This window comes from Pseudomonas oryzihabitans (assembly GCF_006384975.1).
Taxonomy (GTDB): domain Bacteria; phylum Pseudomonadota; class Gammaproteobacteria; order Pseudomonadales; family Pseudomonadaceae; genus Chryseomonas; species Chryseomonas psychrotolerans_B.
On record NZ_CP021645.1, the window covers coordinates 3507176 to 3530792 of the forward strand.

At 66.7% G+C, this 23617-nt stretch carries 21 protein-coding genes; 12 read left to right on the forward strand and 9 right to left on the reverse strand.

What is annotated here, in order from left to right; genetic code table 11:
• Nucleotides 1-150: 150 nt before the first annotated feature.
• The 10 genes from CCZ28_RS15770 to CCZ28_RS15815 all read left to right on the forward strand — a co-directional run bounded on the left by CCZ28_RS15770 (nt 151) and on the right by CCZ28_RS15815 (nt 8846).
• Nucleotides 151-1965, forward strand: a complete 1815-nt coding sequence (locus tag CCZ28_RS15770; RefSeq protein ID WP_140219467.1) for a sensor histidine kinase — start codon at nt 151-153, stop codon at nt 1963-1965.
• Between the two features lie 31 nt (nt 1966-1996).
• On the forward strand, nt 1997-3430 hold the full coding sequence (locus tag CCZ28_RS15775; protein WP_140219469.1) for a sigma-54-dependent transcriptional regulator: 1434 nt from the start codon (nt 1997-1999) through the stop codon (nt 3428-3430).
• Between the two features lie 109 nt (nt 3431-3539).
• Nucleotides 3540-4550, forward strand: coding sequence for an SIS domain-containing protein (locus CCZ28_RS15780; protein WP_058782605.1), 1011 nt, complete (start codon nt 3540-3542; stop codon nt 4548-4550).
• 209 nt (nt 4551-4759) lie between these two features.
• Nucleotides 4760-5377 carry a helix-turn-helix transcriptional regulator gene (locus CCZ28_RS15785; RefSeq protein ID WP_240795168.1) on the forward strand — a complete coding sequence of 206 codons (618 nt, stop codon included), beginning with the start codon at nt 4760-4762 and terminating at the stop codon, nt 5375-5377.
• Nucleotides 5377-5760, forward strand: a complete 384-nt coding sequence (gene csgE / locus CCZ28_RS15790; protein WP_058766516.1) for a curli production assembly/transport protein CsgE — start codon at nt 5377-5379, stop codon at nt 5758-5760. Before CCZ28_RS15785 ends, csgE begins: the two co-directional genes overlap by 1 nt.
• Nucleotides 5757-6164: a curli assembly protein CsgF gene (locus tag CCZ28_RS15795; RefSeq protein WP_058783408.1), complete on the forward strand. Its 408-nt coding sequence runs from the start codon at nt 5757-5759 to the stop codon at nt 6162-6164. Before csgE ends, CCZ28_RS15795 begins: the two co-directional genes overlap by 4 nt.
• A gap of 15 nt (nt 6165-6179) precedes the next feature.
• On the forward strand, nt 6180-7019 hold the full coding sequence (locus tag CCZ28_RS15800; protein ID WP_140219473.1) for a CsgG/HfaB family protein: 840 nt from the start codon (nt 6180-6182) through the stop codon (nt 7017-7019).
• Between the two features lie 92 nt (nt 7020-7111).
• Complete coding sequence (locus CCZ28_RS15805; RefSeq protein WP_140219475.1) at nt 7112-7573, forward strand: curli fiber surface-exposed nucleator CsgB; 462 nt, start codon at nt 7112-7114, stop codon at nt 7571-7573.
• Between the two features lie 23 nt (nt 7574-7596).
• Entirely contained in the window at nt 7597-8517 is a 921-nt protein-coding gene (locus CCZ28_RS15810; RefSeq protein ID WP_140219477.1) for a hypothetical protein, read from the forward strand.
• 50 nt (nt 8518-8567) lie between these two features.
• Nucleotides 8568-8846, forward strand: a complete 279-nt coding sequence (locus tag CCZ28_RS15815; protein ID WP_205894592.1) for a hypothetical protein — start codon at nt 8568-8570, stop codon at nt 8844-8846.
• A 40-nt stretch (nt 8847-8886) separates the two neighbouring features.
• Here CCZ28_RS15815 and CCZ28_RS15820 read toward each other — a convergent pair whose 3' ends face one another.
• Together CCZ28_RS15820 and CCZ28_RS15825 are read right to left on the reverse strand one after the other, a co-directional pair.
• On the reverse strand, nt 8887-9840 hold the full coding sequence (locus tag CCZ28_RS15820) for a homoserine kinase (RefSeq protein WP_140219481.1): 954 nt from the start codon (nt 9838-9840) through the stop codon (nt 8887-8889).
• 62 nt (nt 9841-9902) lie between these two features.
• Complete coding sequence (locus CCZ28_RS15825) at nt 9903-10193, reverse strand: DUF2782 domain-containing protein (RefSeq protein ID WP_140219483.1); 291 nt, start codon at nt 10191-10193, stop codon at nt 9903-9905.
• A gap of 110 nt (nt 10194-10303) precedes the next feature.
• On the opposite strand from CCZ28_RS15825, the gene polA reads away from it, so the two are divergent.
• The gene (gene polA, locus CCZ28_RS15830) at nt 10304-13051 is read left to right on the forward strand and encodes a DNA polymerase I (RefSeq protein ID WP_140219485.1); all 2748 of its coding nucleotides are present in this window, start codon (nt 10304-10306) and stop codon (nt 13049-13051) included.
• Nucleotides 13052-13224: 173 nt separating this feature from the next.
• Here polA and etfB read toward each other — a convergent pair whose 3' ends face one another.
• The 7 genes from etfB to CCZ28_RS15865 all read right to left on the reverse strand — a co-directional run bounded on the left by etfB (nt 13225) and on the right by CCZ28_RS15865 (nt 22519).
• Nucleotides 13225-14025, reverse strand: coding sequence for an electron transfer flavoprotein subunit beta (gene etfB / locus CCZ28_RS15835; protein WP_140219487.1), 801 nt, complete (start codon nt 14023-14025; stop codon nt 13225-13227).
• On the reverse strand, nt 14015-15250 hold the full coding sequence (gene etfA, locus CCZ28_RS15840; RefSeq protein ID WP_140219489.1) for an electron transfer flavoprotein subunit alpha: 1236 nt from the start codon (nt 15248-15250) through the stop codon (nt 14015-14017). The genes etfB and etfA overlap by 11 nt, the downstream gene beginning before the upstream one ends.
• Nucleotides 15251-15425: 175 nt before the next feature.
• Nucleotides 15426-17417 carry a dimethylglycine demethylation protein DgcB gene (dgcB, locus tag CCZ28_RS15845; protein ID WP_140219491.1) on the reverse strand — a complete coding sequence of 664 codons (1992 nt, stop codon included), beginning with the start codon at nt 17415-17417 and terminating at the stop codon, nt 15426-15428.
• A 183-nt stretch (nt 17418-17600) separates the two neighbouring features.
• Nucleotides 17601-19661: a dimethylglycine demethylation protein DgcA gene (dgcA, locus tag CCZ28_RS15850; RefSeq protein WP_140219493.1), complete on the reverse strand. Its 2061-nt coding sequence runs from the start codon at nt 19659-19661 to the stop codon at nt 17601-17603.
• Between the two features lie 103 nt (nt 19662-19764).
• Complete coding sequence (locus CCZ28_RS15855; protein WP_140219495.1) at nt 19765-20295, reverse strand: DUF5943 domain-containing protein; 531 nt, start codon at nt 20293-20295, stop codon at nt 19765-19767.
• Nucleotides 20296-20412: 117 nt separating this feature from the next.
• The gene (locus CCZ28_RS15860) at nt 20413-21390 is read right to left on the reverse strand and encodes a dipeptidase (RefSeq protein ID WP_140219497.1); all 978 of its coding nucleotides are present in this window, start codon (nt 21388-21390) and stop codon (nt 20413-20415) included.
• A 130-nt stretch (nt 21391-21520) separates the two neighbouring features.
• Nucleotides 21521-22519 (reverse strand): GlxA family transcriptional regulator, encoded by a 999-nt coding sequence (locus CCZ28_RS15865; RefSeq protein WP_140219499.1) that lies wholly within the window; start codon nt 22517-22519, stop codon nt 21521-21523.
• A 155-nt stretch (nt 22520-22674) separates the two neighbouring features.
• Here CCZ28_RS15865 and choX point away from each other — a divergent pair, with 155 nt between their 5' ends.
• Nucleotides 22675-23607 carry a choline ABC transporter substrate-binding protein gene (choX, locus tag CCZ28_RS15870; RefSeq protein ID WP_140219501.1) on the forward strand — a complete coding sequence of 311 codons (933 nt, stop codon included), beginning with the start codon at nt 22675-22677 and terminating at the stop codon, nt 23605-23607.
• Nucleotides 23608-23617: the final 10 nt, after the last annotated feature.

Here is a 23617-nt window from a genome sequence, read left to right on the forward strand (position 1 = left end):
TTCGCGGGAAAAAACCGTGTCCCTTTCCACAGCCGAGCCCATTGGTAACAAGATATTTCAAACGACTGCCAACGCGTTAACAGTCGGCAAGCCCTTCGCCGCCACTCGGCCTTGGGCATAATGCAGCCAGTCCCTCTACCGTACCCGCGCATGCCCAAGAGCCCTCACCTCCCCAAGCGACCCCGCTGGAGCAGCCTGTTGCTCCTGGCGCTGGGCCTGACGCTGCTGCTGGTCCCGCTGCGCTACGCCGCCCAGCACTACTACGAGGCGCAACTGGCCGAGCAGAACGGCCAGACCCTGGACCTGTACGTCGCCAACCTGCTGGGCACCCTGAGACGCTACGAGGTGCTGCCGGACCTGCTCGGCGATCTGCCGGTGCTGCGCAATGCCCTGGAGCGACCGGGCGATCGCGCGGCCCAAGACGCCGCCAGCCGGATGCTCGAAGACATCCGCCAGCGCACCGGTGCCGACGTCATCTACCTGATGCAGGACGACGGCATCTGTCTGTCCAGCTCCAACTTCCGGCAGCCGGACAGCTTCATCGGTCGCGACTTCTCCTTCCGTCCCTATTTCAAGGCCGCCATGCAGGGCCAGCCAGGGCGCTTCTTCGGCCTGGGTACCACCTCGAGCAAGCGCGGCTACTACTTCGCCGCGGCCGTGCGCGACGGTGAGCGCGCCACCGGCGTGGTGGTGGTCAAGGTGGACCTGGACAGCGCGGAAAAGCTCTGGGGTAACGCACCCGAGCAGCTCTTGGTCACCGACGACCTGGGCGTGGTCATCCTCACCTCCCACGACGCCTGGCGTTTCCGCGCCACCCATCCGCTGGACGAACGCCAGCGCGAACAGGTCAATGCCAACCGTCCCTACCCGACCACCGACCCGGCACCTCTGACCCTGGTACCGGGCAACTGGCTGACCCAGACCCGCAACCTGGACGAGGTGGGCTGGACGGCGCAGATCCTGGCGCCGCGGGAAATCGTCGAGCGCCAGGTGCGCAGCGCCCTCTACGTCGGCGCGGCGACCCTGCTGGCACTGCTCCTGCTGCTGGTGGTGATGACCCTGAGACGCCGCCACTTCATCGAGCGTCTGGCGCTGGATGCCCGGGCCAAGCGCGACCTGGAGCTGAACGTGGAGGAACGCACCCGCGACCTCCAGACGCTCAACGCCAGGCTGCAGCAGGAGGTGCACGATCGCGAACAGGCCCAGCGCGAGCTGATGCGCGCCCAGGACGAAGCCGTGCAGGCCGGCAAGCTGTCGGCGCTGGGGACCATGTCGGCCAGCATCAGCCACGAACTCAACCAGCCGCTGGCGGCCATCCGCAGCTATACGGAAAACGCCGCCGTGCTGCTCGATCATGATCGGCTGGACGATGCCCGCAGCAACCTCAAGTTGATCGGCGAATTGACCACGCGCATGGCCAACATCATCGCCCACCTCAAGGCCTATGCCCGCGGCGCCCGGCGTGCGCCGGAAAGCGTGGTGCTGCAAGGTGCCCTGGAAGATGCCCTGGCCCTGGTCGCCGCGCGGCGCCGCGCCATGCAGGTGGAGTTGATCCGCGACCTGCCCGATGCGCCGCTGTGGGTACAGGCCGGGGAAACCCGCTTGCGGCAGATCATCAGCAACTTGCTCAGCAACGCCCTCGATGCCCTGGCGGAAAAGACCAGCACCCGGCGGCTCTGGCTGACCACCAGTCTCGACGAGCGCGGCGTGACCCTGATCCTGAGAGACAACGGTCCGGGCTTCTCCAGCGAAGCCCTGGCCCGCGCCCACGAACCCTTCTTCACCACCAAGGCCACCGCCCAGGGCCTCGGCCTCGGCCTGGCGATCTGCGATAACCTGTTACGCACCCTTGGCGGCCACCTGCACCTGTCCAACCATGTCGATGGCGGTGCCGAGGTGCGCCTCTATCTGCTGCATGGCAAACCGGGTGTCGCCTCCGTGCCCCAGGAAGAAGTCCGCGGTTGACCGCGCAGCCCATCAATCTAGGTTTCTTGTCATGAGCGCCCTCCCCCCCTTCGACCCCGCCAGCCAGATCCTGCTGATCGACGATGACGCCCATCTGCGCCTGGCCCTGAGCCAAACCCTGGACCTGGCCGGCTTCAAGGTGACGGCCCTGGCCGACGCCCGCGAGTTGGAAATGGCCAGGGTGCGCGACTGGCCGGGGGTGGTGGTGAGCGACATCCGCATGCCCGGCATCGATGGCCTGGAGTTGCTGGCCCAGTTGCACCAGCGCGATGCCGAGTTGCCCGTGGTGCTCATTACCGGCCATGGCGATGTACCCCTGGCGGTGCAGGCGATGCGCGCCGGGGCCTATGATTTCCTCGAAAAGCCCTTCGCCAACGACGCCCTGATCGACAGCGTGCGGCGCGCCCTGGGCGCCCGTCATCTGGTGCTGGAAAACCGCAGCCTGCGCCTGGCCCTGGCCGAGCGGCAGGAATTGCAGACCCGCCTGATCGGCCAGACCCCGGGCATCGCCCGCCTGCGTGACCAGATCGGCGCCCTGGCCGCGACCCAGGCCGATGTGCTGATCCATGGCGAAACCGGGGCCGGCAAGGAGGTGGTGGCCCGCGCCCTGCACGACCTGTCGAACCGCCGCGATGGCCCCTTCGTCGCCATCAACGCCGGCGCCCTTGCCGAATCCGTGGTGGAGAGCGAACTTTTCGGCCACGAGCAGGGCGCCTTCACCGGGGCCCAGAAGCGTCGCATCGGCAAGTTCGAATACGCCAGCGGCGGCACCCTCTTCCTCGACGAGATCGAGAGCATGAGCCTGGATGTCCAGGTCAAGCTGCTGCGCCTCTTGCAGGAGCGCAAGGTCGAGCGGCTGGGTTCCAACCTGCAGATACCCCTGGACATCCGGGTGGTCGCCGCCACCAAGGAAGACCTGCGCCAGGCCGCCGACCAGGGTCGCTTCCGCGCCGACCTCTACTACCGACTCAACGTCGCCACCCTGCGCATCCCCGCCCTGCGCGAGCGCAGCGAAGATATCCTGCCGCTGTTCCGTCACTTCGCCCTGGCCGCCGCCGAACGCCACGGCACGCCGGTGCGCGAACCCGATGCCGAACAGCGCGCCGCCCTGATCGCCCATAGCTGGCCGGGCAACGTACGCGAATTGCAGAACGCCGCCGAGCGCTTCGCCCTGGGCCTGGAGCTGGCCCTGGACCACGGTGCCTATGCGCCGTTGGCGCCCATGAGTTCGCCGTCACCAGCGGCGTCTGCGGGGGCGCCCGCAGCCCCGGCGGCGGCCATGGCCGGCCTGGGCGAGCAGGTGGAAGCCTTCGAGCGCGATCTCATCCAGCGCGAACTGGCCAAACCCCACGCCTCCCTGCGCAGCCTCGCCGAGGCCCTGGGCCTGCCGCGCAAGACGCTGTCCGACAAGCTGCGCAAGCATGACCTGCACTTCACCGGTGGGGCGGCGGACGAAGCCGACTGATCCCAGGCGCGACTGCCGCCCGACCAAGGTCCGCTGGTCGATAGCGGGTAGGGATGGCAGAGTGGGAGCCATCAGGCGCTATCCGCGGGAGCCCCCTTTGACTTCGCTCATGCTTGAAGAAGCCGCCGCCAGCGGTGCGGCGGTCACTCGCCAACTGGCGACCATCGACCAGGCCCTGGCGGAGCTGGCCGCCGACCTCAGGGCCAAGCCACCACAGCTGGCACTCACGGTGGCGCGCGGCAGTTCCGACCATGCGGCCAGCTACTTCGCCTACCTCGCCATGGCCCACCTGGGTCTGCCGGTGCTGTCCCTGCCGCCCTCGCTGGTCACCCTGCGGCAGGCGCCGTTGCGCGTCGAAGGCCAGCTCGCCCTGGGCTTTTCCCAATCCGGGCGCAGCCCCGACCTGATCGAGACGCTCACCGCGCTGGATCGCTACGGCGCCCGTACCGCTGCCCTGGTCAACGAGATCGACTCGCCCCTGGCCCAGGCCTGCCGCCATGCCATCGGCGTGCAGGCGGGGCCCGAGCGCAGCGTCGCCGCCACCAAGAGCTTCATCGCCACCCTGGCCGCCGCTGCCCGGTTGATCGGCCATTGGCAGCAAGACGAAACCCTACTCGCCGCCGGCGCGGCCCTGCCAGATGCCCTGGATGGCGCCGCTGAACTCAGCTGGGCCTCGGCGCTGCCGGTATTGCGTGACGCCGAGCGCTGCATGGTAGTCGGCCGGGGGCCGGGCTTCGCCATCGCCCAGGAGGCCGCGCTCAAGCTCAAGGAAACCTCGGCCTTGCAAGGTGAGGCCTTCAGTGGCGCCGAGTTGCAGCATGGCCCGCTGGCCCTGGTGGAGCGTGGCTATCCGCTGCTGATCTTCGCCCTACGCGGCCCCGAGCAGCCCGGTCTGCTGCAACTCGCGCAGGATCTGCGCGGGCGCGGTGCCCGGGTCCTGCTGGCCGCCCCGGACGACATCGCCGAGCGTGATCTGCCACTCGCCACCGCGGGGCACCCCGACCTCGACGGTCTGCTGGCGATCCAGAGTTTCTACCGCATGGCCGCACTGCTGGCCGAAGCGCGCGGCCAGGACCCGGACCAGCCACGTCACCTGCGCAAGGTCACCCTGACCCGCTGAGCGATCCGAGTGCCCCGCCACCTGGGGCATTGCGGCTCAATCCTTGGAGCTAATCCCTTGGAGCTAGCAGCGAAGCGCCAATCCGACGGCAATCTGCCAAGCGGTCCACAGAGCCATCAAGCCGCTGAAAATCGATCAGTTTTTTCTTGTCGCCCCGCGCGATTTGTCTCAGCGTTCGCGCAACGGACGATGAGGCAGCATATATGGACATGCGCACGGAACCTGCGAGAAAGGTTCGCCTGACGACGGCAAACGTCCTCTTGGCGGAATTGCTCAAACCCTTTCTGGAAGAACGGCACGGCATCGAACTCTGCTGTGTCAGCGAACTGGCCGAGGTCGACGACGCCAGCCTGATCCTGGTCGACCTCGGCAGTGTGCCGGAAGCAGCACTCGAGCGCTGGCTGGAAGGCCTGGTGCCGGCGGTCACCGTGGCCTTTCTGAATGCCACCGTCGAACAGGCCCTGCCTTGGGTCGAACGCTTTCCCGCCATCCAGGGCGTGTTCGCGCCCCAGGCCAGCCGGGAACAACTGCTGCAGGGCCTGGGCGCCCTGCTGGCTGGCGAGGATTGGCTGCCGCGCGGCATTCTCGCCCACCTGCTGCGCCGCTCCCGCGAACGGCCCAGCATCGCCGCCGATGGCCTGACCCGCCGCGAACGGGAGATCCTGCGCCTGGTAGGCCGCGGTCTGTCCAACGCCGCCATCGGCCAGGCACTGTGCCTGAGCACCCATACCGTCAAGAGCCATATGCACAACCTGCTGCGCAAGACTGGCGCCGCCAATAGAGCCGAGGCGGCGCTGCGCTTTCACGCCGGCCAGGATCTGCCGTGATGAAAGCGGCCTGGTTGCTGCTCGGCCTGCTGGCGACCGGAGCGGCCCGCGCCGAGGGCGACATCATCCAAGGCCTGCTGGTGGACAACACCATTTCCCGCTTCGGTCACGAGTTCTATCGCCAGTTCGCCGACCGCCTCACCGACACCACCGAGCTGGATTTCAATCTGGTGGTGCGCGAGCGCCCCTCGGCGCGCTGGGGCAGCCTGGTGTGGGTCGAGTACGAACAGCGGCTGCTCTATCGCCAGTTCATCCCCCCGGGCAACAGCGACCTCAAGGAGGCCGCCTACGCCGCCGCGGACCAGGTCCGCGAGGGCATCACCCGGCAGCGGTTGGAAAACCTGCTGCAGGACAACTTCGACATGGAAAAGGACGAGTTATGAAGGCGCACGCTTGGAGAGCCCTGCCCCTGGCCTGGATGCTGGGTACGCTGCCAGCGTGGGCGACCGAACTGGTCTACACCCCGGTGAATCCGTCCTTTGGCGGCAATCCGCTCAACGGCACCTACCTGCTGAACAACGCCACCGCCCAGGATCGCCACAAGGACCCGGACCTGCGCAGCAGCAGTAGCAGCCAGTCGGCCCTGGAGCGCTTCACCAGCCAGCTGGAATCGCGACTGCTGTCCCAGGTGCTGACCGACATCAAGGACGGCAATTCCGGCTCGCTCTCCACCGACCAGTTCATCGTCAACATCATCGACGACTCCGGCAACCTCACCGTGCAGATCACCGATCGCGGCACCGGCGAGATTTCGGAAATCTCCGTCAACGGCTTCAATCAACCCTGAGCACGGATGCCTCCCATGAACGCCTTTTCCCTGGCGGCGGCGCTGACCGCCGCCCTCGTATTGGCCGGCTGCGTACACGATCCCATGCCCGCCGAACAGCACGCCGCCCCGACCCTGACGCCACGCGCCTCGACCTACTACGACCTGCTGGCCCTGCCGCCGCCCAAGGGCCCGCTGGTGGCGGCCGTCTATGGCTTTCGCGACCAGACCGGGCAATACAAACCCAATCCAGCCAGCTCCTTTTCCACCGCGGTCACCCAGGGCGCCGGCAGCATGCTGGTGGATGCCCTGCAGGCCAGCGGCTGGTTCGTGGTGCTCGAACGTGAAGGCCTGCAAAATCTGCTGACCGAGCGCAAGATCATCCGCGCCACCCAGAACAAGCCCGACCTGCCGGAAAATCTGCAGCAGGCACTGCCCTCGCTGCAGGCCGCCAACCTGCTCCTGGAAGGCGGCGTGGTGGCCTACGACACCAACGTCCGCAGCGGTGGCGAAGGGGCGCGCTACCTGGGTATCGGCCTATCCGAGGAGTACCGGGTGGATCAGGTCACGGTCAATCTGCGCGCCATCGACACCCGTAGCGGTCGGGTGCTGGCCAATGTCATGACTTCCAAGACCATCTACTCCATCGGTCGCCAGGCAGGCGTCTTCAAGTTCATCGAATTCAAGCGGCTGCTCGAAGCCGAGTCCGGCTACACCACCAACGAGCCGGCGCAGCTATGCGTGCTCTCGGCCATCGAAGCGGCCGTCGCCCACCTGATCGCCCAGGGCGTGGAGCGGCGTCTGTGGCTGGTGGCCGACGGCCGCGACGCCCGCGATCCGGCCCTGACCAAGTACCTGGAACCGATCCGGCGCTAGGGCTTAAGCCTGGCGTCGGGCGGGTTTCACTCCCTGGAGCGATAGCGATGGGCCACGCGGCTCCGGACAATGCTTCGCGGAGAATCCATGCAATGACGGTGACAGCCATACGCAGCCCCTTCGACGGCCTCGCCGTGATCCTCGCCCTGGCGCTGGGCCTGAGCGCCACGGTGTCGGCCGCCGACCTGATGGAAACCGGCGATCTGGGCCAGGCGCCCACCGCACAACGCGCCGCCACCATCCTGCAGATCGGTGCCGGCAACCAGGCGCTCATCGACCAGCGTGGCACTGCGCTCAGCGGCCATATCGCCCAGCGCGGCGCCGCCCAGGAAGCCAGCATCCTGCAGGACGGCAGTGAGTTGACCGCCATCATCCAGCAAGGTGGCTACGGCAATGTCGCGACCATCGAGCAGGTCGGCAGCGGCAACCTGGCGGACATCCGCCAGCTGGGCGTCCAGGGCAATGCCCGCATCGAACAGTACGGCTCGGGGCTGTCCAGCCGCATCGTCCAGTACGGAAGCAACCAGAACATGGTGGTACGGCAGTACCGCTGATGGCACTCAAGGAGATCGACCCGATGTTTCCACTCAGGCCCCTGGCCGTCCTGACGCTGACCCTGATCGCCGGCACCGCCCTCGCCGCGAACAGCTCTGCCACCCTCCAGCAGGACGGCAACAGCGGCACCATCACCCTCGACCAAAGTGGTGCCGGCAACAGCGCGACCCTCTACCAGCTGCAGGGTGAAAGCAACCAGATCAGCGTGGTGCAGACCGGCGCCAGCACCGCCACCATCACCCAGGGCGGCGATGTCTACGGCTATGCCCAGGGCAACGTGGCGAACCTGCGGCAGGAGGCCGGCAGCAGCGTACACAGCCTGACCCAGGACGGTTTCGGCAACCAGGCCACCGTCACCTCCATGGGCAGCAACAGCGGCACCCTGACCCAGGTCGCCTCGAGCGCCCAGCTGACCCTGGAGCAGAACGGCGACAACAACCAGGTGCGCGTCGACCAGAGCGGCGATGGCGCCGTGGCCACCCTTACCCAGCAAGGCACTGACAACCGTATCGAGTTGACCCAGCAGGGCTATCCTGGTGGCGTGGCCGAGTTGACCCAGCGCGGCCAGGGCAACCTGGCCACCGCCGTCGCTTCCGGCAAGTTCAACGAGCTGTCCTTCACCCAGGACGGCAACCGCAACGAGCTGAAGGCCGACCAGTCGGGTCGCGGTAACCACAGCACCGGCAGCTCCATCGGTGACGACAACCTGGCCAGCTTCAATGTCCAGGGCGACAGCAACACCACCAGTATCGTGCAGAACGGCAATGGCAACGAGGCACGCCTCGACACCAACAGCGCCTACAGCACCGCCACCATCGATCAGCGTGGCGACAGCAACCGCGCGACCATCCTGCAGACCTCGGCCAACTTCAACAGCTACAACGACAGCGCGCGGATCTCGCAGAACGGCTTCGGCAACAGCGCGACCATCAACCAGCGGTGAACAGGAGCGCCTGGCTGTTGCTGGCCTTCCTGCCGTTGGCAGGAGGGGCCTTGGGTAGTGCCAGCCTGGAGCTGCAACCCCAGGCGGCGGGCGCTCGGCTGCAACTGTGCTTTGCCGGCGAAGCCGCACCCCTCAGCTACGAACTCGTCGTGGAGATGCACGGCCCGGCCGGCGTCGCCCATACTCGTCAGGCCGGTGAAGCCAAGGGCGATGGGTGTCCGGTGGACAATCGGCTAGGCGCCGCCCCAGGCAGCCTGATCGAGGCGAAGGTAACGTGGCAGCGGCAAGGACAGCCGCAACCCGTCCTGGAGCGCAGGCTACAGCTGTAGCGATAGGAGGGACTCGGCGCGTTCCACGTGGAACCTGGCCCTACAGGGTCAGCGGCAATTCCAGGACGGTCTGCTGACGCGCCGCCAGACGCTGCTGGAATTCAGCCGGATCATGGATCAGCACGTCCTGACCGGCGAAGGCCTGGGCGGCGATCAGCCGCGACAGCCAGAAGCGCACGCAGGCGACGCGCAAGAGCACTGGCCACAGTTCGGCTTCACGGGGCGTGAAGTGGCGATCCGCGGCATAGGCCGCCAGCAGCGCCCGCGCCCGTGGCAGATCCAGCGCGCCGCTTTCGCTGGAGCACCAGTCGTTCACCGTGATGGCGAGGTCATAGAGCATCCAGCCGGAGCTGGCGTTGTAAAAGTCGATAACACCCGACAAACGGGGACCATCGAACATCACGTTGTCGCGGAACAGATCGCCGTGCAGGTTGGCCTCGGGCAGCGCCGGCTGTTCCGCCAGCAGGCTGCGGATTTCCGCCAGCGTCCGTTCCAGCAGCGGTCGGGCCGTCTCGTCCAGGGTCGGCGCCAGGCGTTCGCCCTCGCTGAGCATCCACGGCAGGCCGCGATCGCTGGCGCGCTCGATCCGCTGCGCGCCGGCCGTCGCCCGGTGCAGATGCCCCAGCAAATGACCGACTTCGCCGCAATGATGAGGATTGGGTGCGCGCTCGTGACGACCGGCCAGCCGCGGCTGCAGCAGCGCCGGCTTGCCGGCCAACTGGCGTAGCGCTTCGCCGTCCTGGGTACGTACCGCGTAAGGCACCGGCAGGTCGGCCTCGTGCAGGACGTCGAGCAGTTGGATGAAGAACGGCATCTCCGCCACCGGCCCGCGCTCCACCAGGGTCAGGACGAACTCGCCGCCTTCCAGGCTGATGAAGTAGTTGGTGTTTTCCGAGCCCTCGGCGATACCCCGGAAATCCAGCAGCCGGCCCAGGCCATAGGGCGCGAGAAAGGCTTCGAGGGTGGGACGGTCGAGGGGCGTGAAGACGGACATGGCGGGGCCTGGCGGGATAATGTGCGAGCGGCGCGCAGTTTACCGGTCCAGAGGCCCTGCGCCTACCAGCTGAACAGGCGCCAGCTGGGGACGTGCAGGGTCGGCTTGTCGTTAGCGGCGGTGCTGCTGCCATCGGCTGGCACCAACTCGTAGGGCGCGCCGTGCTTGGGAATGACCCGGGTGGACTGCAACACACCGCGGATCCGCGTCTCTTCGATGGTCTGGTCGCCGGCCTGGTAGCGAATCACCTTGATCTCGTCAGGCAGGGGCTTTTCACCGGGCGGCAGGGGCTCGGCGGCATGCGCCAACGGGGCCAGCAGGAGCGCGACAAGCAGGAAGCGACGGGCACCCATGATAACCTTTGACCTTTTGAACGGGACGATAGGTCGATTCTAGATCCGCCCCGGTTGGTCGTCGAGCCCAGCCGTAGACGTCCCGCGCCTCCCTGCCAAAGGTCCTGACCATGAGCCACGCCCCCCTCGTCCTGGTGGACGGTTCCTCCTATCTCTACCGCGCCTTCCATGCCCTGCCGCCGCTGATGACTTCCACCGGCAAGCCGACCGGCGCGGTGAAGGGCGTACTCAACATGCTGCTCTCCCTGCGTCGCCAGTATCCGGACAGCCTCTTCGCGGTGGTCTTCGACGCCAAGGGCCCGACCTTCCGCGACGAACTCTTCGCCGACTACAAGGCCCAGCGCCCGGCCATGCCCGACGATCTGCGCAGCCAGGTCGAGCCGCTGCACGCCTGCATCCGCGCCCTGGGTCTGCCGCTGCTGGCGGTCGAAGGTGTGGAAGCCGACGACGTCATCGGCACCCTCGCCCGCCACTGCGCCAGCGCCGAGCGCCCAGTGGTGATCTCCACCGGTGACAAGGACATGGCCCAGTTGGTCTGCCCCTACGTCACCCTGGTCAACACCATGAGTGGCAGCGTGCTGGACGTCGAAGGGGTGAAGACCAAATTCGGCGTCGGTCCTGAGTTGATCATCGACTACCTAGCGCTGATGGGCGACAAGATCGACAACATTCCCGGGGTCCCCGGGGTGGGCGAGAAGACCGCTGCCGGCCTGCTCAACGGCATCGGCGGTGGCCTGGACACCCTCTATGCCAATCTCGAGGCCGTAGCCGCCCTACCCCTGCGTGGCGCCAAGTCCCTGGCCGCCAAGTTGGACCAGCATCGCGAACAGGCCTATCTGTCCTACCAGCTGGCCACCATCAAGCTGGACGTGCCGCTGGAGCTGACCTTCGAGGAACTCACCGTCGGCGAACCCCACGTCGAGGCCTTGATGGCGCTCTACCAGGAGCTGGAATTCAAATCCTGGCTGGACGAGCTGATCCGCGACACCAAGGCCAAGGGCGCGCCCTTGCCGCTGGCCGAGGATGACGCTGCCACCCAGGTGGAGACCCACTACGACACCGTGCTGGAACAGGCCGACTTAGACGCCTGGCTGGCACGGCTGCAAGCCGCCGACTGCTTCGCCTTCGATACCGAGACCACCAGCATCGATGCCCAGCGCGCCGATTTGGTGGGGCTGTCCTTCGCCGTGGCGCCAGGCCAGGCCGCCTATGTGCCCCTGGCGCACAACTATATGGGCGCGCCGACCCAGCTCGATCTGCAAGGAGTGCTGGACGCGCTCAAGCCGCTGCTGGAAGACCCCAAGAAGCTCAAGGTGATGCAGCACGGCAAGTACGACCTCAATGTGCTGGATCGCTACGACATCAGGATCCAGGGCATCGCCTTCGACACCATGCTCGAATCCTATGTGCTGGACGCCACCGCCACCCGCCACGACATGGACAGCCTGGCACTCAAGTACCTGGGCCACAGCACCATCCGCTTCGAGGACATCGCCGGCAAGGGCGCCAAGCAGCTGACCTTCGACCAGATCGCCATCGAACAGGCCGGCCCCTATGCCGCGGAGGATGCCGACGTCACCCTGCGCCTGCACGAGACCCTCTGGCCCAAGCTGGAAGCCGTGCCTGGCCTGGCGTCGGTGCTGCGCGACATCGAGATGCCCCTGGTGCCGACGCTGGCACGCATCGAGCGCAACGGCGCCCTGGTGGATTCAGCGCTGCTCGGGGTCCAGAGCCGCGAGCTGGGCGAGAAGATGATCGCCCTGGAAAAGGAGGCCTATGAGCTGGCCGGCCAGGAATTCAACCTGGGCTCGCCCAAGCAGCTGGGCGAGATCCTCTTCGTCAAGCTGGGCCTGCCCATCGTCAGCAAGACCGCCTCCGGCCAGCCCTCTACCGCCGAGGCGGTACTGCAGGAATTGGCCGACCAGGACTTCCCGCTGCCCAAGGTGCTCATGCAGTACCGGCAGATGAGCAAGCTCAAGAGCACCTACACCGACAAGCTGCCGCAGCAGATCAATCCGCGCACCGGGCGCATCCACACCAGCTATCACCAGGCGGTGACGGCGACCGGCCGGCTGTCTTCCAGCGACCCGAACCTGCAGAACATCCCGATCCGTACCGCCGAGGGCCGCCGTATCCGCCAGGCCTTCGTCGCCCCTAAAGGCTATCGCCTGCTGGCAGCGGACTATTCGCAGATCGAATTACGCATCATGGCCCATCTGGCCCAGGACGAGGGCCTGCTGCACGCCTTCCAGAACGATCTGGACGTGCACCGCGCCACCGCCGCCGAGGTGATGGGCGTGCCCCTGGAAGAGGTCAGCAACGAAGACCGCCGGCGCGCCAAGGCCATCAACTTCGGCCTGATCTACGGCATGAGCGCCTTCGGCCTGGCCAAGCAGATCGGCGTTGGCCGCGCCGAGGCCCAGGCCTACATCGACCGTTACTTCCAGCGCTATCCGGGCGTGCTGGCCTACATGGAGCGCACCCGCGCCCAGGTGGTGGATCAGGGCTATGTGGAGACCCTCTACGGTCGCCGGCTGTACCTGCCGGACATCCACTCCAAGAACCAGGGTCTACGCCGTGCCGCCGAACGGGCGGCGATCAACGCGCCCATGCAGGGCACCGCGGCGGACATCATCAAGCGCGCCATGATCGCCGTGGACGGCTGGCTGCAGTCGACCCCGGACCTGGACGCCCGAGTCATCCTGCAGGTGCACGATGAATTGGTACTGGAAGTGCGCGAAGACCAGGTGGAGCGCCTGCGCGAAGGCCTGCTACCGCTGATGAGCGCCGCCGGCGAGCTGGACGTGCCGCTGCTAGTGGAGTCGGGCGTGGGTGGCAATTGGGACGAGGCGCACTGAGGGGCGCTGAAGGTGGGATCGTTGGGCTTCGCAGGGCTCAGCCCAACCTGCGGGTCCTGCGAGGTGTGGTAGCACCGTAGCGTGGAAAACGGCGCAGCCTTTTCCACTGTCGCTCAGGTGCCAAGGGTCTGCCTCACCCCAGCCCTCTCCCGGAGGGAGAGGGAGCAAACGCGTCAGCGCACCACGCCTTCCTCGCGCAACACCTTGAGGATGGCGGCGGCCGCGGCTTCGGGAGCCAGATCCTTGAGGACCTGACCGCCATCGCCGGACGCCTTGGCCGTGGCGGCCTTGAAGCGGTCGGCAGCGGTCTTGGCCTTGATCACCTTGAGGCGCTTGGGGCGCGCCTTGGCCGGTTGGAGTTCGCCGTTTTCGAACAGGCTGTCCTGCACCACCTCGGTGGTCTCCACCTGCAGCTCGCCACGACGGGCGGGGCCGAAGGCGCTTTGCCGGGGTGCCGGGGCGGCGCTGTCGACGCTGGCGACGAAAGGCAGGCGCACCCGCAGTCGACGGCGCTGACCACGCGGCAGGGCTTGCAGCACGGTCGCCTGACCACCTTCCACGGCTTCCACCGCGGCGAGGCCGACCACCAGGGGCCAGCCCAGGGTTTCCGCCAGGAGATAGGGCAACAGCCCGGAGCCCTCGCCCGTCTCCGCCTGGCTACCCGTCAGCACCAGGCCGGCACCGACCTCGCGCAGGGTGTCGCCGAGGGCTGGCAGGGCATCGGCGCTCGCCGGCTGCTCCAGCACGTGCAAGGCCGGCACGCCCATGCCGAGGTAGCCACGCAGAGCTTCCTCGGCGGGATCACCGGCATGCAGTACGCGCAGGCGCTCGCCGACCAGACGCAGGCCGAGTTCTACGGCGCGGGCATCCTGCTCCGCTCGCCGCGCCCGCCCGGAGGTGGGATGGGCACCGACGGAGACCAGGGCCACGACATTCACGCCGTCCAGTGACGGCAGCTTCTGCTCAAGCGACATCCTGCAATCCTCCTGCGCGCTGTTGCTCGACCAGTTGCGCCAGCGCCGCGAGGATGGCGTCGCCATCGCCGATCACCGACAGATCGGCACGCTTGACCATGTCGCAACCCGGATTGGTGTTGATGGCGATGACCTTGTCGCAACTGGCGATACCCTGCAGGTGCTGTACGGCACCGGAGATACCCACGGCCAGATAGACCCGGGCGGTGACCCAGGTACCGGTGGCCCCGACCTGGCGGTTGCGCGGCATATGGCCGTCGTCCACCGCCACCCGCGAGGCACCCTCGGTAGCGCCGAGGATGGCGGCGGTGCTGTGGAATAGGTTCCAGTCGCTGATGCCGTTGCCTCCCGAGAGGATGAATTCGGCTTCGCCCAGGGGAATCTGCATGGGGTCGACCGCTACCGGACCGAGATCCTCGATGCGCGGCAGATGGCGAGCGACGCTGCCGCTCAGCTGTACCGGCAGCACTTCGTGACGCGTCTCGCCGACCGGCTCCGCGCACTCCGGCAGGGCCAGCACCAGACGTGGCAGGGGTTGTTGCAGATCCTGGCGACCGGCACCGGCACGACCGGTGGCCACGCCGTCCTTGACCTGCCAGACGCGAGTCGCCGGCCGTTCGTGCAGGGCCGCGCCCAGGCGCCGACCCAGTTCACCGCCGCCGCTGCGGCTGTCGGGCAGCAACCAGTGACGCGGTTGCAACTCGCCATTCACCGCGCGCAGGGCCAGGACCCGTTGTTCGGGTGCATAGCCCTGGAATTGTTCGCCCTCCAGATGCAGCAGGCGATCCACGCCGGCGGTGTCGAAGGCGGTTTCCTTGACCTCACCGAAGACCACGGCCAGCACGGCGCCTTCGGCACCGGCCAGTTGCCGGGCCAGGCCCAGCAGGTCGCGATCGTGGGCGGTCAGGCGACCGCTGACCAGGTCGGGGACCACGGCGATGTAGAAGGCCGGCTCGGCGATCTGGTGTAGCGGCAGTTGTTCTTCCACGGCCTGGGCCGCGCCACGCCGGCCACCGCCCTGCTGGGCGCCACTGCGGTCGATACGCTTGAGGCCCTGGGGGCCGACGAAGCCCGCCGCGGCGGCATGGGGATTCTTGCGGACGAGGCCGTTGGGGCCCATCCAGCGGATTTCGGCATCGGCGCTGCTGGCGATACTCGCATGCAGGGGATGCAGACGGTTGCGCGCGATCCACTCGCGGCGCGGGTCGCGACGAATGATGCTCATGCGGGGCGCTCCGTGTAGGAATGTTGGGCGATGGGCTTGCTGGCCCCCTCACCCCAGCCCTCTCCCCTGAGGGGAGAGGGGGTAAAAGCGGTGAACACCGGTACTTGTCTGGCACACCTGATCATCCCCTCTCCCCTCGGGGAGAGGGCTAGGATGAGGGGGCCCCGACGCCCGCTCACGACAGGGCCTCCGCGACCGGCCGACGCGCAGCCGCAGGCTTGCTGTCCAGCGGTGCCTCGACAATGGCCTCGGCCACCAGCTCGGCGATGTCCTTGATTTCCGGGCGTGGGGCGACCACGCCTTCCAGCATCAGGGTGCACTGGGGGCAACCCACGGCCACCAGCTCGGCGCCGGTTTCCTTGATGTCGACCATGCGCATATCGGGAATCCGCTGCTTGCCGGGGATGTCGGTGATGGGAGCACCGCCGCCACCGCCACAGCAACGCGAACGGAAACCGGAACGCTCCATCTCCTTGACCGCGATGCCCAGCGCCTTGAGCACGGCGCGCGGGGCCTCGTACTCGCCGTTGTAGCGGCCCAGGTAGCAGGGGTCGTGATAGGTGATGGTGGCACCCTGTTCGGCCAGGGCATGCTGGCCCAGGTGCAGGGTGCCGCGGCTGAGCAGTGTCTCGATGAAGGTGCTGTGGTGCTGGACCTGGTAGTTGCCACCCAGGGCACCGTATTCGTTCTTGAGCACATGGAAGCTGTGGGGGTCGCAGGAGACGATGGTCTGGAAGCGATATTTGCTCAGCGTCTCGATGTTGCGCTTGGCCAACTGCTGGAAGGTCGCCTCGTCGCCCAGGCGACGGGCCACGTCACCGCTGTCGCGCTCTTCCAGGCCGAGCACGGCGAAGTCCACCTTGGCCGCCTTGAGCACCTTGACGAAGGCGCGCAGGGTGCGTTGGTTGCGCATGTCGAAGGCACCGTCGCCGACCCAGAACAGCACCTCGGCCTGGCCCTTGTCCTTCATCAGCGGCAGATCCAGGTCGGCCGCCCAGTTCAGGCGTCCACCCGGGGCGAAGCCGCCGGGGTTGTCGGTGGCGATGAGGTTTTCCAGTACCTCGGCGCCCTTGTTCGGCGTCTCGCCGCGCTCCAGGGTCAGGTGCCGGCGCATGTCGACGATGGCATCGACGTGCTCGATCATCATCGGGCATTCCTCGACGCAGGCACGGCAGGTGGTGCAGGACCAGAGGGTCTCGGCATCCACCAGGGCCTTGCCCTGACGGGCGACGATGGGCAGGTGCGGACCGCCCGCGTGCTCGCCCACCGGCTTGCCCGGATAGGGCGAGCCGAAATAATGGGCATCGCTACCACCCTTGAGGCCGACCACCATGTCCTGGATCAGCTTCTTGGGGTTGAGCGGCTGGCCGGCGGCGAAGGCCGGGCACATGGCTTCGCAACGGCCGCACTGGACGCAGGCGTCGAAGCCGAGCAGTTGGTTCCAAGTGAAGTCGGCGGGCTTTTCCACCCCCAGCGGGGCCTGGGGATCGTTCAGATCCAGCGCCTTGAGGCCGCTGGAACGCGCCGGGCTGGCGTTGTGCGGGGTGCTGAAGCGCTCGGCACGGCGGTGCCAGGCCAGGTGCAGAGCACCGGCGAAGGCGTGCTTGATGGGGCCGCCCCAGGTCATGCCGAGGAACAGTTCGGATACGCCCCAGGCTACGCCGACCGCGAGGACAGCGGCGAGAATCCAACCACCGAAGTCCGGGGGCAGGATGCCGGCGACCGGCAGGGTGGCAATGAAGAAGCTCGCCGCGAAGGCCAGCAGACTCTTCGGCAGGCGCATCCAGGGACCCTTGGACAGCCGTGCCGGCGGGTTGCGGCGGCGCTTGGCGACGAACAGGGCACCAGTGAACATGCAGACGGTGGCCGCCAGCAGCGCCCAACCGAGGACGCGGCTGTGCAGACCGAAGCCGTGCACCAGGATGGCCAGCAGCGCCGCCAGGACGAAACCGCCGGCGGTGGCCACGTGGGTCTTGGAAATGTACTTGTCGCGGTCGACCACGTGGTGCAGATCCACCAGGTAGCGGCGCGGCATCTTCAGCAGCCCGCCGACCCAGTCGACCTGGGCGGGACGGCCCTGCCGCCAGAGACTGAAACGCCGCACGGCACCGATCACGGTGAGCGCCAGAGCGGCGAAGAGCAGGATGGGGAGGATGGTGTCGAGCATTGCGAGTCTCCCTACGGGACCTCGGGTAGCGGCGGATCACCCCCTCTCCCTGGGGAGAAAGCTGGAATGAGGAGGCTGAGTTCACGCCAAGGCGTCAGCTGAGCCCCCTCACCCCACCCTCTCCCCCAGGGAGAGGGGGCTGTCCGTGCCGACCGGACGTTGCGAACCCTCACGGGGCGTGTCTTAGAAGTCCTTGCACAGGCGCAGGGCATCGTAGATGGCGGCATGGGTGTTGCGCTGGGCCACGCAATCGCCGATGCGATACAGCAGGTAGCCATTGCCGGTCTCGCCGAGCGCCGGCTGGGGCTCGATGGCGAACAGGGCTTCGATGTCCATCTGGCCCTTGTTGCGCGAGCCTTCCTTGAGGGCGTAGTAGAGCCCCTCGTCCGGACGCACGCCGTTCTCGATGACGACCTGATCCACCACGCGCTCTTCGCGGGCACCGGTGTATTCGTTCTCCAGCACCGCGACCTTCTTGTCGCCCTCGGCGTAGACCTTTTCCAGCATCAGGTCGCCGGTCATGATCACTTCCTTGGGATACATGCTGCGGTAGTAGGTCGGGAAGGTGGTCCCGCCGATGGCGACGCCCGGCTTGATATCGTCGGTGACGATTTCCACCTGGGAGCCCTTGTCGGCCAGGTAGTCGGCCACGGACATACCGGTGAATTCGCAGATGGTGTCGTATACCAGCACGTTCTTGCCCGGCTCGACCTTGCCCGAAAGGATGTCCCAGCTGCTGACGACCAGGCCGTCGGCGGCGTGCCAATGCTCGACCTGTTCGAGGAAGGGATGGCCACCGTTGGCCAGGATGACGATATCCGGGCGCAGATCGAGGATGGTCGCCGGATCGGCGGCGGTACCCAGGCGCAGATCGATACCCAGCCGCGCCAGCTCCAGCTGGTACCAGCGGGTGATACCGGCGATCTGGTCGCGCTGCGGGGCGCGGGCAGCCAGGGTGATCTGGCCACCGAGTTGCTCCTGCTTCTCGAACAGGGTGACGTCATGGCCGCGCTCGGCGGAAACGCGAGCGGCTTCCATGCCGGCGGGGCCACCACCGACGATGACCACCTTGCGCTTGGGCCCGGTGGACTTCTCGATGATGTGCGGCAGACCCATGTATTCGCGGCTGGTGGCGGCGTTCTGGATGCACAATACGTCCAGGCCCTGGTACTGGCGGTCGATGCAGTAGTTGGCGCCGACGCACTGACGGATCTGGTCAACCTGGCCCATCTTGATCTTGGTGATCAGGTGCGGGTCGGCGATATGGGCGCGGGTCATGCCGACCATGTCGACGTAACCGCCCTCGAGGATCCGGGTGGCCTGGTTGGGGTCCTTGATGTTCTGTGCGTGCAGCACCGGGACGTTGACCACTTCCTTGATGCCGGCGGCCAGGTGCAGGAAGGGCTCCGGCGGATAGGTCATGTTGGGGATGACGTTGGCCAGGGTGTTGTGGGTGTCGCAGCCCGAGCCGACCACGCCGATGAAGTCGAGCATGCCGGTGTCGGCGTAGTACTTGGCGATCTGCTTCATGTCGTCATGGGACAGGCCGTCCGGGTGGAATTCATCCCCGGTGATACGCATGCCGACGCAGAAGTCGTCGCCCACTTCGGCGCGTACGGCCTTGAGCACCTCCATGCCGAATCTCATACGGTTCTCGAAGCTGCCGCCCCACTCGTCGGTACGCTTGTTGACGCGCGGCGACCAGAACTGATCGATCATGTGCTGGTGCACGGCGGACAGTTCGACACCATCCAGGCCACCGGCCTTGGCGCGTCTGGCAGCTTGCGCGAAGTTGCCGATCACCCGCCAGATCTCTTCCGGCTCGATGGTCTTGCAGGTGGCGCGGTGCACGGGCTCACGGATACCCGACGGCGACATCAGGGTCGGCCAGTGGCCGCCATCCCAACGCGAGCGCCGACCCATGTGGGTGATCTGGATCATGATCTTGGCGCCATGCTTGTGCATGGCATCGGCCAGATTCTGGAAATGCGGAATGATGCGGTCAGTGGAGAGGTTGACCGAACTCCACCAGTGCTGGGGGCTGTCGATGGCGACCACCGAGGAACCACCGCAGATGGCCAGGCCGATACCGCCCTTGGCCTTCTCTTCGTAATACTTGACGTAACGCTCGGTGGTCATGCCGCCATCGGTGGCGTAGACCTCGGCATGGGCCGTGGAGAGCACGCGGTTGCGGATGGTGAGCTTGCCGATCTGGATCGGCTGGAACATTGCTTCGAAGGCCATGACCTTCTCCTCGATCGGCTAGTGCGCAGTCTGGGCTGCACTCTTACTCTGGGGTGTCGCTGGGGTGGGCACGGCCGGGCCGGCGTCCACCCTACGGGATGGCTTACAGCGGACGGGTAACGAACAGACCTTCGTCATGGCCCTCTTCGGAGCCGCTGTATTCCTGCACGGTCACGGTGCGGATGGCGCTGCCCTTGGCGGCCAGGATCTGGTCGATGGCACCGGAGAACCAGCCGGTGAACATGTAGTCGACCTTGCGATTGACCTTGCCGTAGACGTAGACGAAGGCCGAATGCTTGAGCTTGACCTCGGCGTAACCGGTCTCCAGATCGAGCTTCTGGGTCTCGAACAGGCCCCAGCCGCGCTGCGACAGGCGCTTCATGTAGTGCTCGAACACCGCGGCGCCCTGGAGGCCATGGCACTCGGCTTCCTTTTCGCACCAGTGCCAGGCGGACTTGTAGCCGGCCTTGTAGAGGATCTCGGCGTACTTGTCGGCGCCCAGGACTTCTTCGATACCCATGTGGTTGTTGACGAAGAAATGCCGGGGTACGTACAGCATCGGCAGGGCGTCGGTGGTCCAGACGCCGGTTTCGTCGTCGACCTGGATGGGCATTTCGGGGGCGTGGCTGGCCATGGGGCACTCCAGAGAAAGGGTTTTGGGTCGGGTTCAGCAGCAGCTGAACCCGATGATCGAAAGGGGTTGGGTAAGGTGTGTCGGGCGGCGCTGCGGCCAAGCCGACCTACAACGGGATCATTCGCCCCAGACTTCGCCGAGGATGCGCATCCAGTTCTCGCCCATGACCTTGCGCACGGTGCGCTCGGGCATGCCGCGCTTGAGCAGGGTCTCGGTCAGGTTGGGGAATTCACCGACGGTACGGATGCCCAGCGGATTGACGATCTTGCCGAAGCTGGTCAGGCGGCGGGCGTAACCCTTGTCGTGGGTCAGCCACTCGAAGAAGTCATGGCCGTGGCCCTGGGTGAAGTCGGTACCGATGCCGATGGAGTCTTCGCCGACCAGGTTCATCACATACTCGATGGCTTCGGCGTAATCGTCGATGGTCGAGTCGATGCCCTTGGCCAGGAAGGGGGCGAACATGGTCACGCCGACGAAGCCGCCGTGGTCGGCGATGAACTTGAGTTCTTCGTCCGACTTGTTGCGCGGATGTTCCTTGAGACCCGAGGGCAGGCAGTGGGAGTAGCAGACCGGCTTCTTGGACTCGAGGATGACTTCCTCGCTGGTCTTGGAGCCGACGTGGGAGAGGTCGCACATGATGCCGACGCGGTTCATCTCGGCGACGATCTCGCGACCGAAGCCGGACAGGCCGCCGTCACGCTCGTAGCAACCGGTGCCCACCAGGTTCTGGGTGTTGTAGCACATCTGCACGATGCCGACGCCGAGCTGCTTGAAGATCTCGACGTAGCCGATCTGGTCTTCGAAGGCGTGGGCGTTCTGGAAGCCGAACAGGATGCCGGTCTTGCCCTGGGCCTTGGCCTGACGGATCTCGGCGGTGGTACGCACCTGGACCACCAGGTCGCTGCACTCGCGGATCAGTTTCTGGCTGGCTGCGATGTTGTTGACCGTCGCCTGGAAGCCTTCCCACACCGAGACGGTGCAGTTCGCGGCGGTCAGGCCGCCCTTGCGCATGTCTTCGAAGAGTTCGCGGTTCCACTTGGCGATGATCAGCCCGTCGATGACGATGCTGTCGGCGTGGAGTTCGGTGGCATTCATGACGGGCTCCGGCGAAAGTCTTGCGCCGGAACGGGTGCCGGCGATTCGAGGCCAGCATAGCCCCGGGGTTCCCGGCGACCGGATACAAAAACGACAGAGGTATCACCAGAAGCGTCAGGGCCAGTGTTGGCTAGCCTAGCGGGAAGACTTCGACCGTTGACAAGGCGTTGGTCGCCGCGAGACGACCAGAGTCGCGGCGCGGACGATCATCGCGGGGGCTCAGGCCGAAGCGCTGGCGGTAGCAGCGGGAAAAATAGGAGGCGGATTGGAAGCCGCAGGCCAGCGCGACCTCCAGCACACTGGCATCGCCCTGTTGCAGGAGCTGGCGCGCCTTGTCCAGGCGCAACTGCAGATAGAAGGTCGAGGGCGTCGTATCCAGATAGAGGCGGAACAGCCGCTCCAGTTGGCGCCGGGTCACCTGGATGCCGGCGGCCAGCTCCAGGGTCCCCAGGGGCGTCTCGGTGTGGCGCTCCATGCGCTCCACCACGCGGATCAGCTTGCGATTGGCGATGCCGTAGCGTTGCGCCACCTGTAGCCGCTGGTGTTCGCGCGGCGGTCGGATGCGGCCGAGGACGAATTGTTCGGAGACCTGCACCGTCAGGTCGCTGCCGTGGCTGCGACCGATCAGCTCCAGCAGCAGGTCGAGGCTCGCCGTGCCCCCGGCGCAGGTGATGCGCCCACGGTCGATCTCGAATAGCTCGCCGGTGACTTCCAATTGCGGCCAGGCTTCGCGAAAGGCCGCAACCGCCTCCCAGTGCAGGGTAACGCGGTAGCCGTCCAGCAGCCCGGCCTTGGCCAGGATCAGGGCACCGGTATCGATGCCGCCCAGGGGATGGCCATGCCTCGCGACCTGGCGCAACCAGGTGGCGAGGCCGTCGTCGTAATGGGCCAGGGGCTCGAAACCGGCTACTACGAACAGGGTAGTGCCGGGCGCCAGGGGCTCGAGGCCGCCATCGACGTTGAGCGACATGCCGTTGCTGGCGGTCACGGCGGCGCCCTCGCGACCGAGGATGCGCCAGGCGTAGCTGCCGGGGCGAAAGCGGTTGGCCACCCGCAGGGGTTCCAGAGTGGAGATGAAGCCCAGCGCGGAAAAACCGGGCAGCAGGAGGAAGGCAAAGGACTGCGACATGGGTGGAGCCTCCGCGGTAACGGTGGCTACCGGCAAGCAAGAAGGTCGCCAGGGTGCAAATTCCGGTCGTCGGGCTGCGCATGGTCGCCCAGCGAGGCGCCTAGGGTAGAAGGCACCGGCAGTCATCCTCAGCAAGCCGCCACCAGGAGTTCGCCATGCCTTCCAAGACGCTCTGCTCCACCCTCCTCGCCTGCGGCCTGTTGGCCGCCGCCCTGGGCAGTGCCCGCGCGGCCGATCCCGCCAGTTGCCAGACCGTGCGCCTGGGTATCGTCGGCTGGACCGACGTGGTCGCCACCAGTGCCCTGGCCGAGGTCATGCTCGAAGGCCTCGGTTATACGGTCAAGCCGACCACCGCCTCGCAACAGATCATCATGGCGGGCATGGGCAACAGGGACCTGGACGTCTTCCTCGGCTACTGGCAGCCGACCATGCAGCCAGTGGTGCAGCCCTTCGTCGACAAGGGCCAGGTCAAGGTGCTGACCCCGCCGCTGCTAGCCGATGCCCAGTCCACCTTCGCGGTGCCCGACTACGTCTATGAAGGCGGCCTGAAGACCTTCGCCGACATCGCCCGCTTCAAGGACAAGCTCGGCGGCAAGATCTACGGCATCGAGCCGGGCAGCGGCGCCAATCGCGCCACCGCCGAGATGATCAAGACCAACCGCTTCGGCCTCAAGGACTTCCAGCTGGTGGAGTCCAGCGAGGCGGGCATGCTCAGCGCCGTACGCCGGGCCGAGAAGCGCAAGGAATGGATCGTCTTCTTCGGCTGGAAACCGCACCCGATGAATCTGCAGATCAAGATGCACTACCTCAGCGGCAGCGAGGACGTCTTCGGACCCGACGAAGGCAAGGCGACGGTCTCGGTGGTCACCACCGCGGACTATCCGCAGCGCTGCCCCAATGTCCAGCAACTGCTCACCAACCTGCACCTGGACAGCGCCGAAGTCAGCGCCGTGATGGCGCCCATCCTGGAGCGCACCGCGCCCAAGGACGCCGCCCGCGCCTGGCTCAAGGAGCATCCGCAACGCCTCGACGCCTTCCTGCAAGGCGTTACCACCTACGCCGGCCAGCCCGCCGCTCTCAAGCTCTGATCGCCAAGGA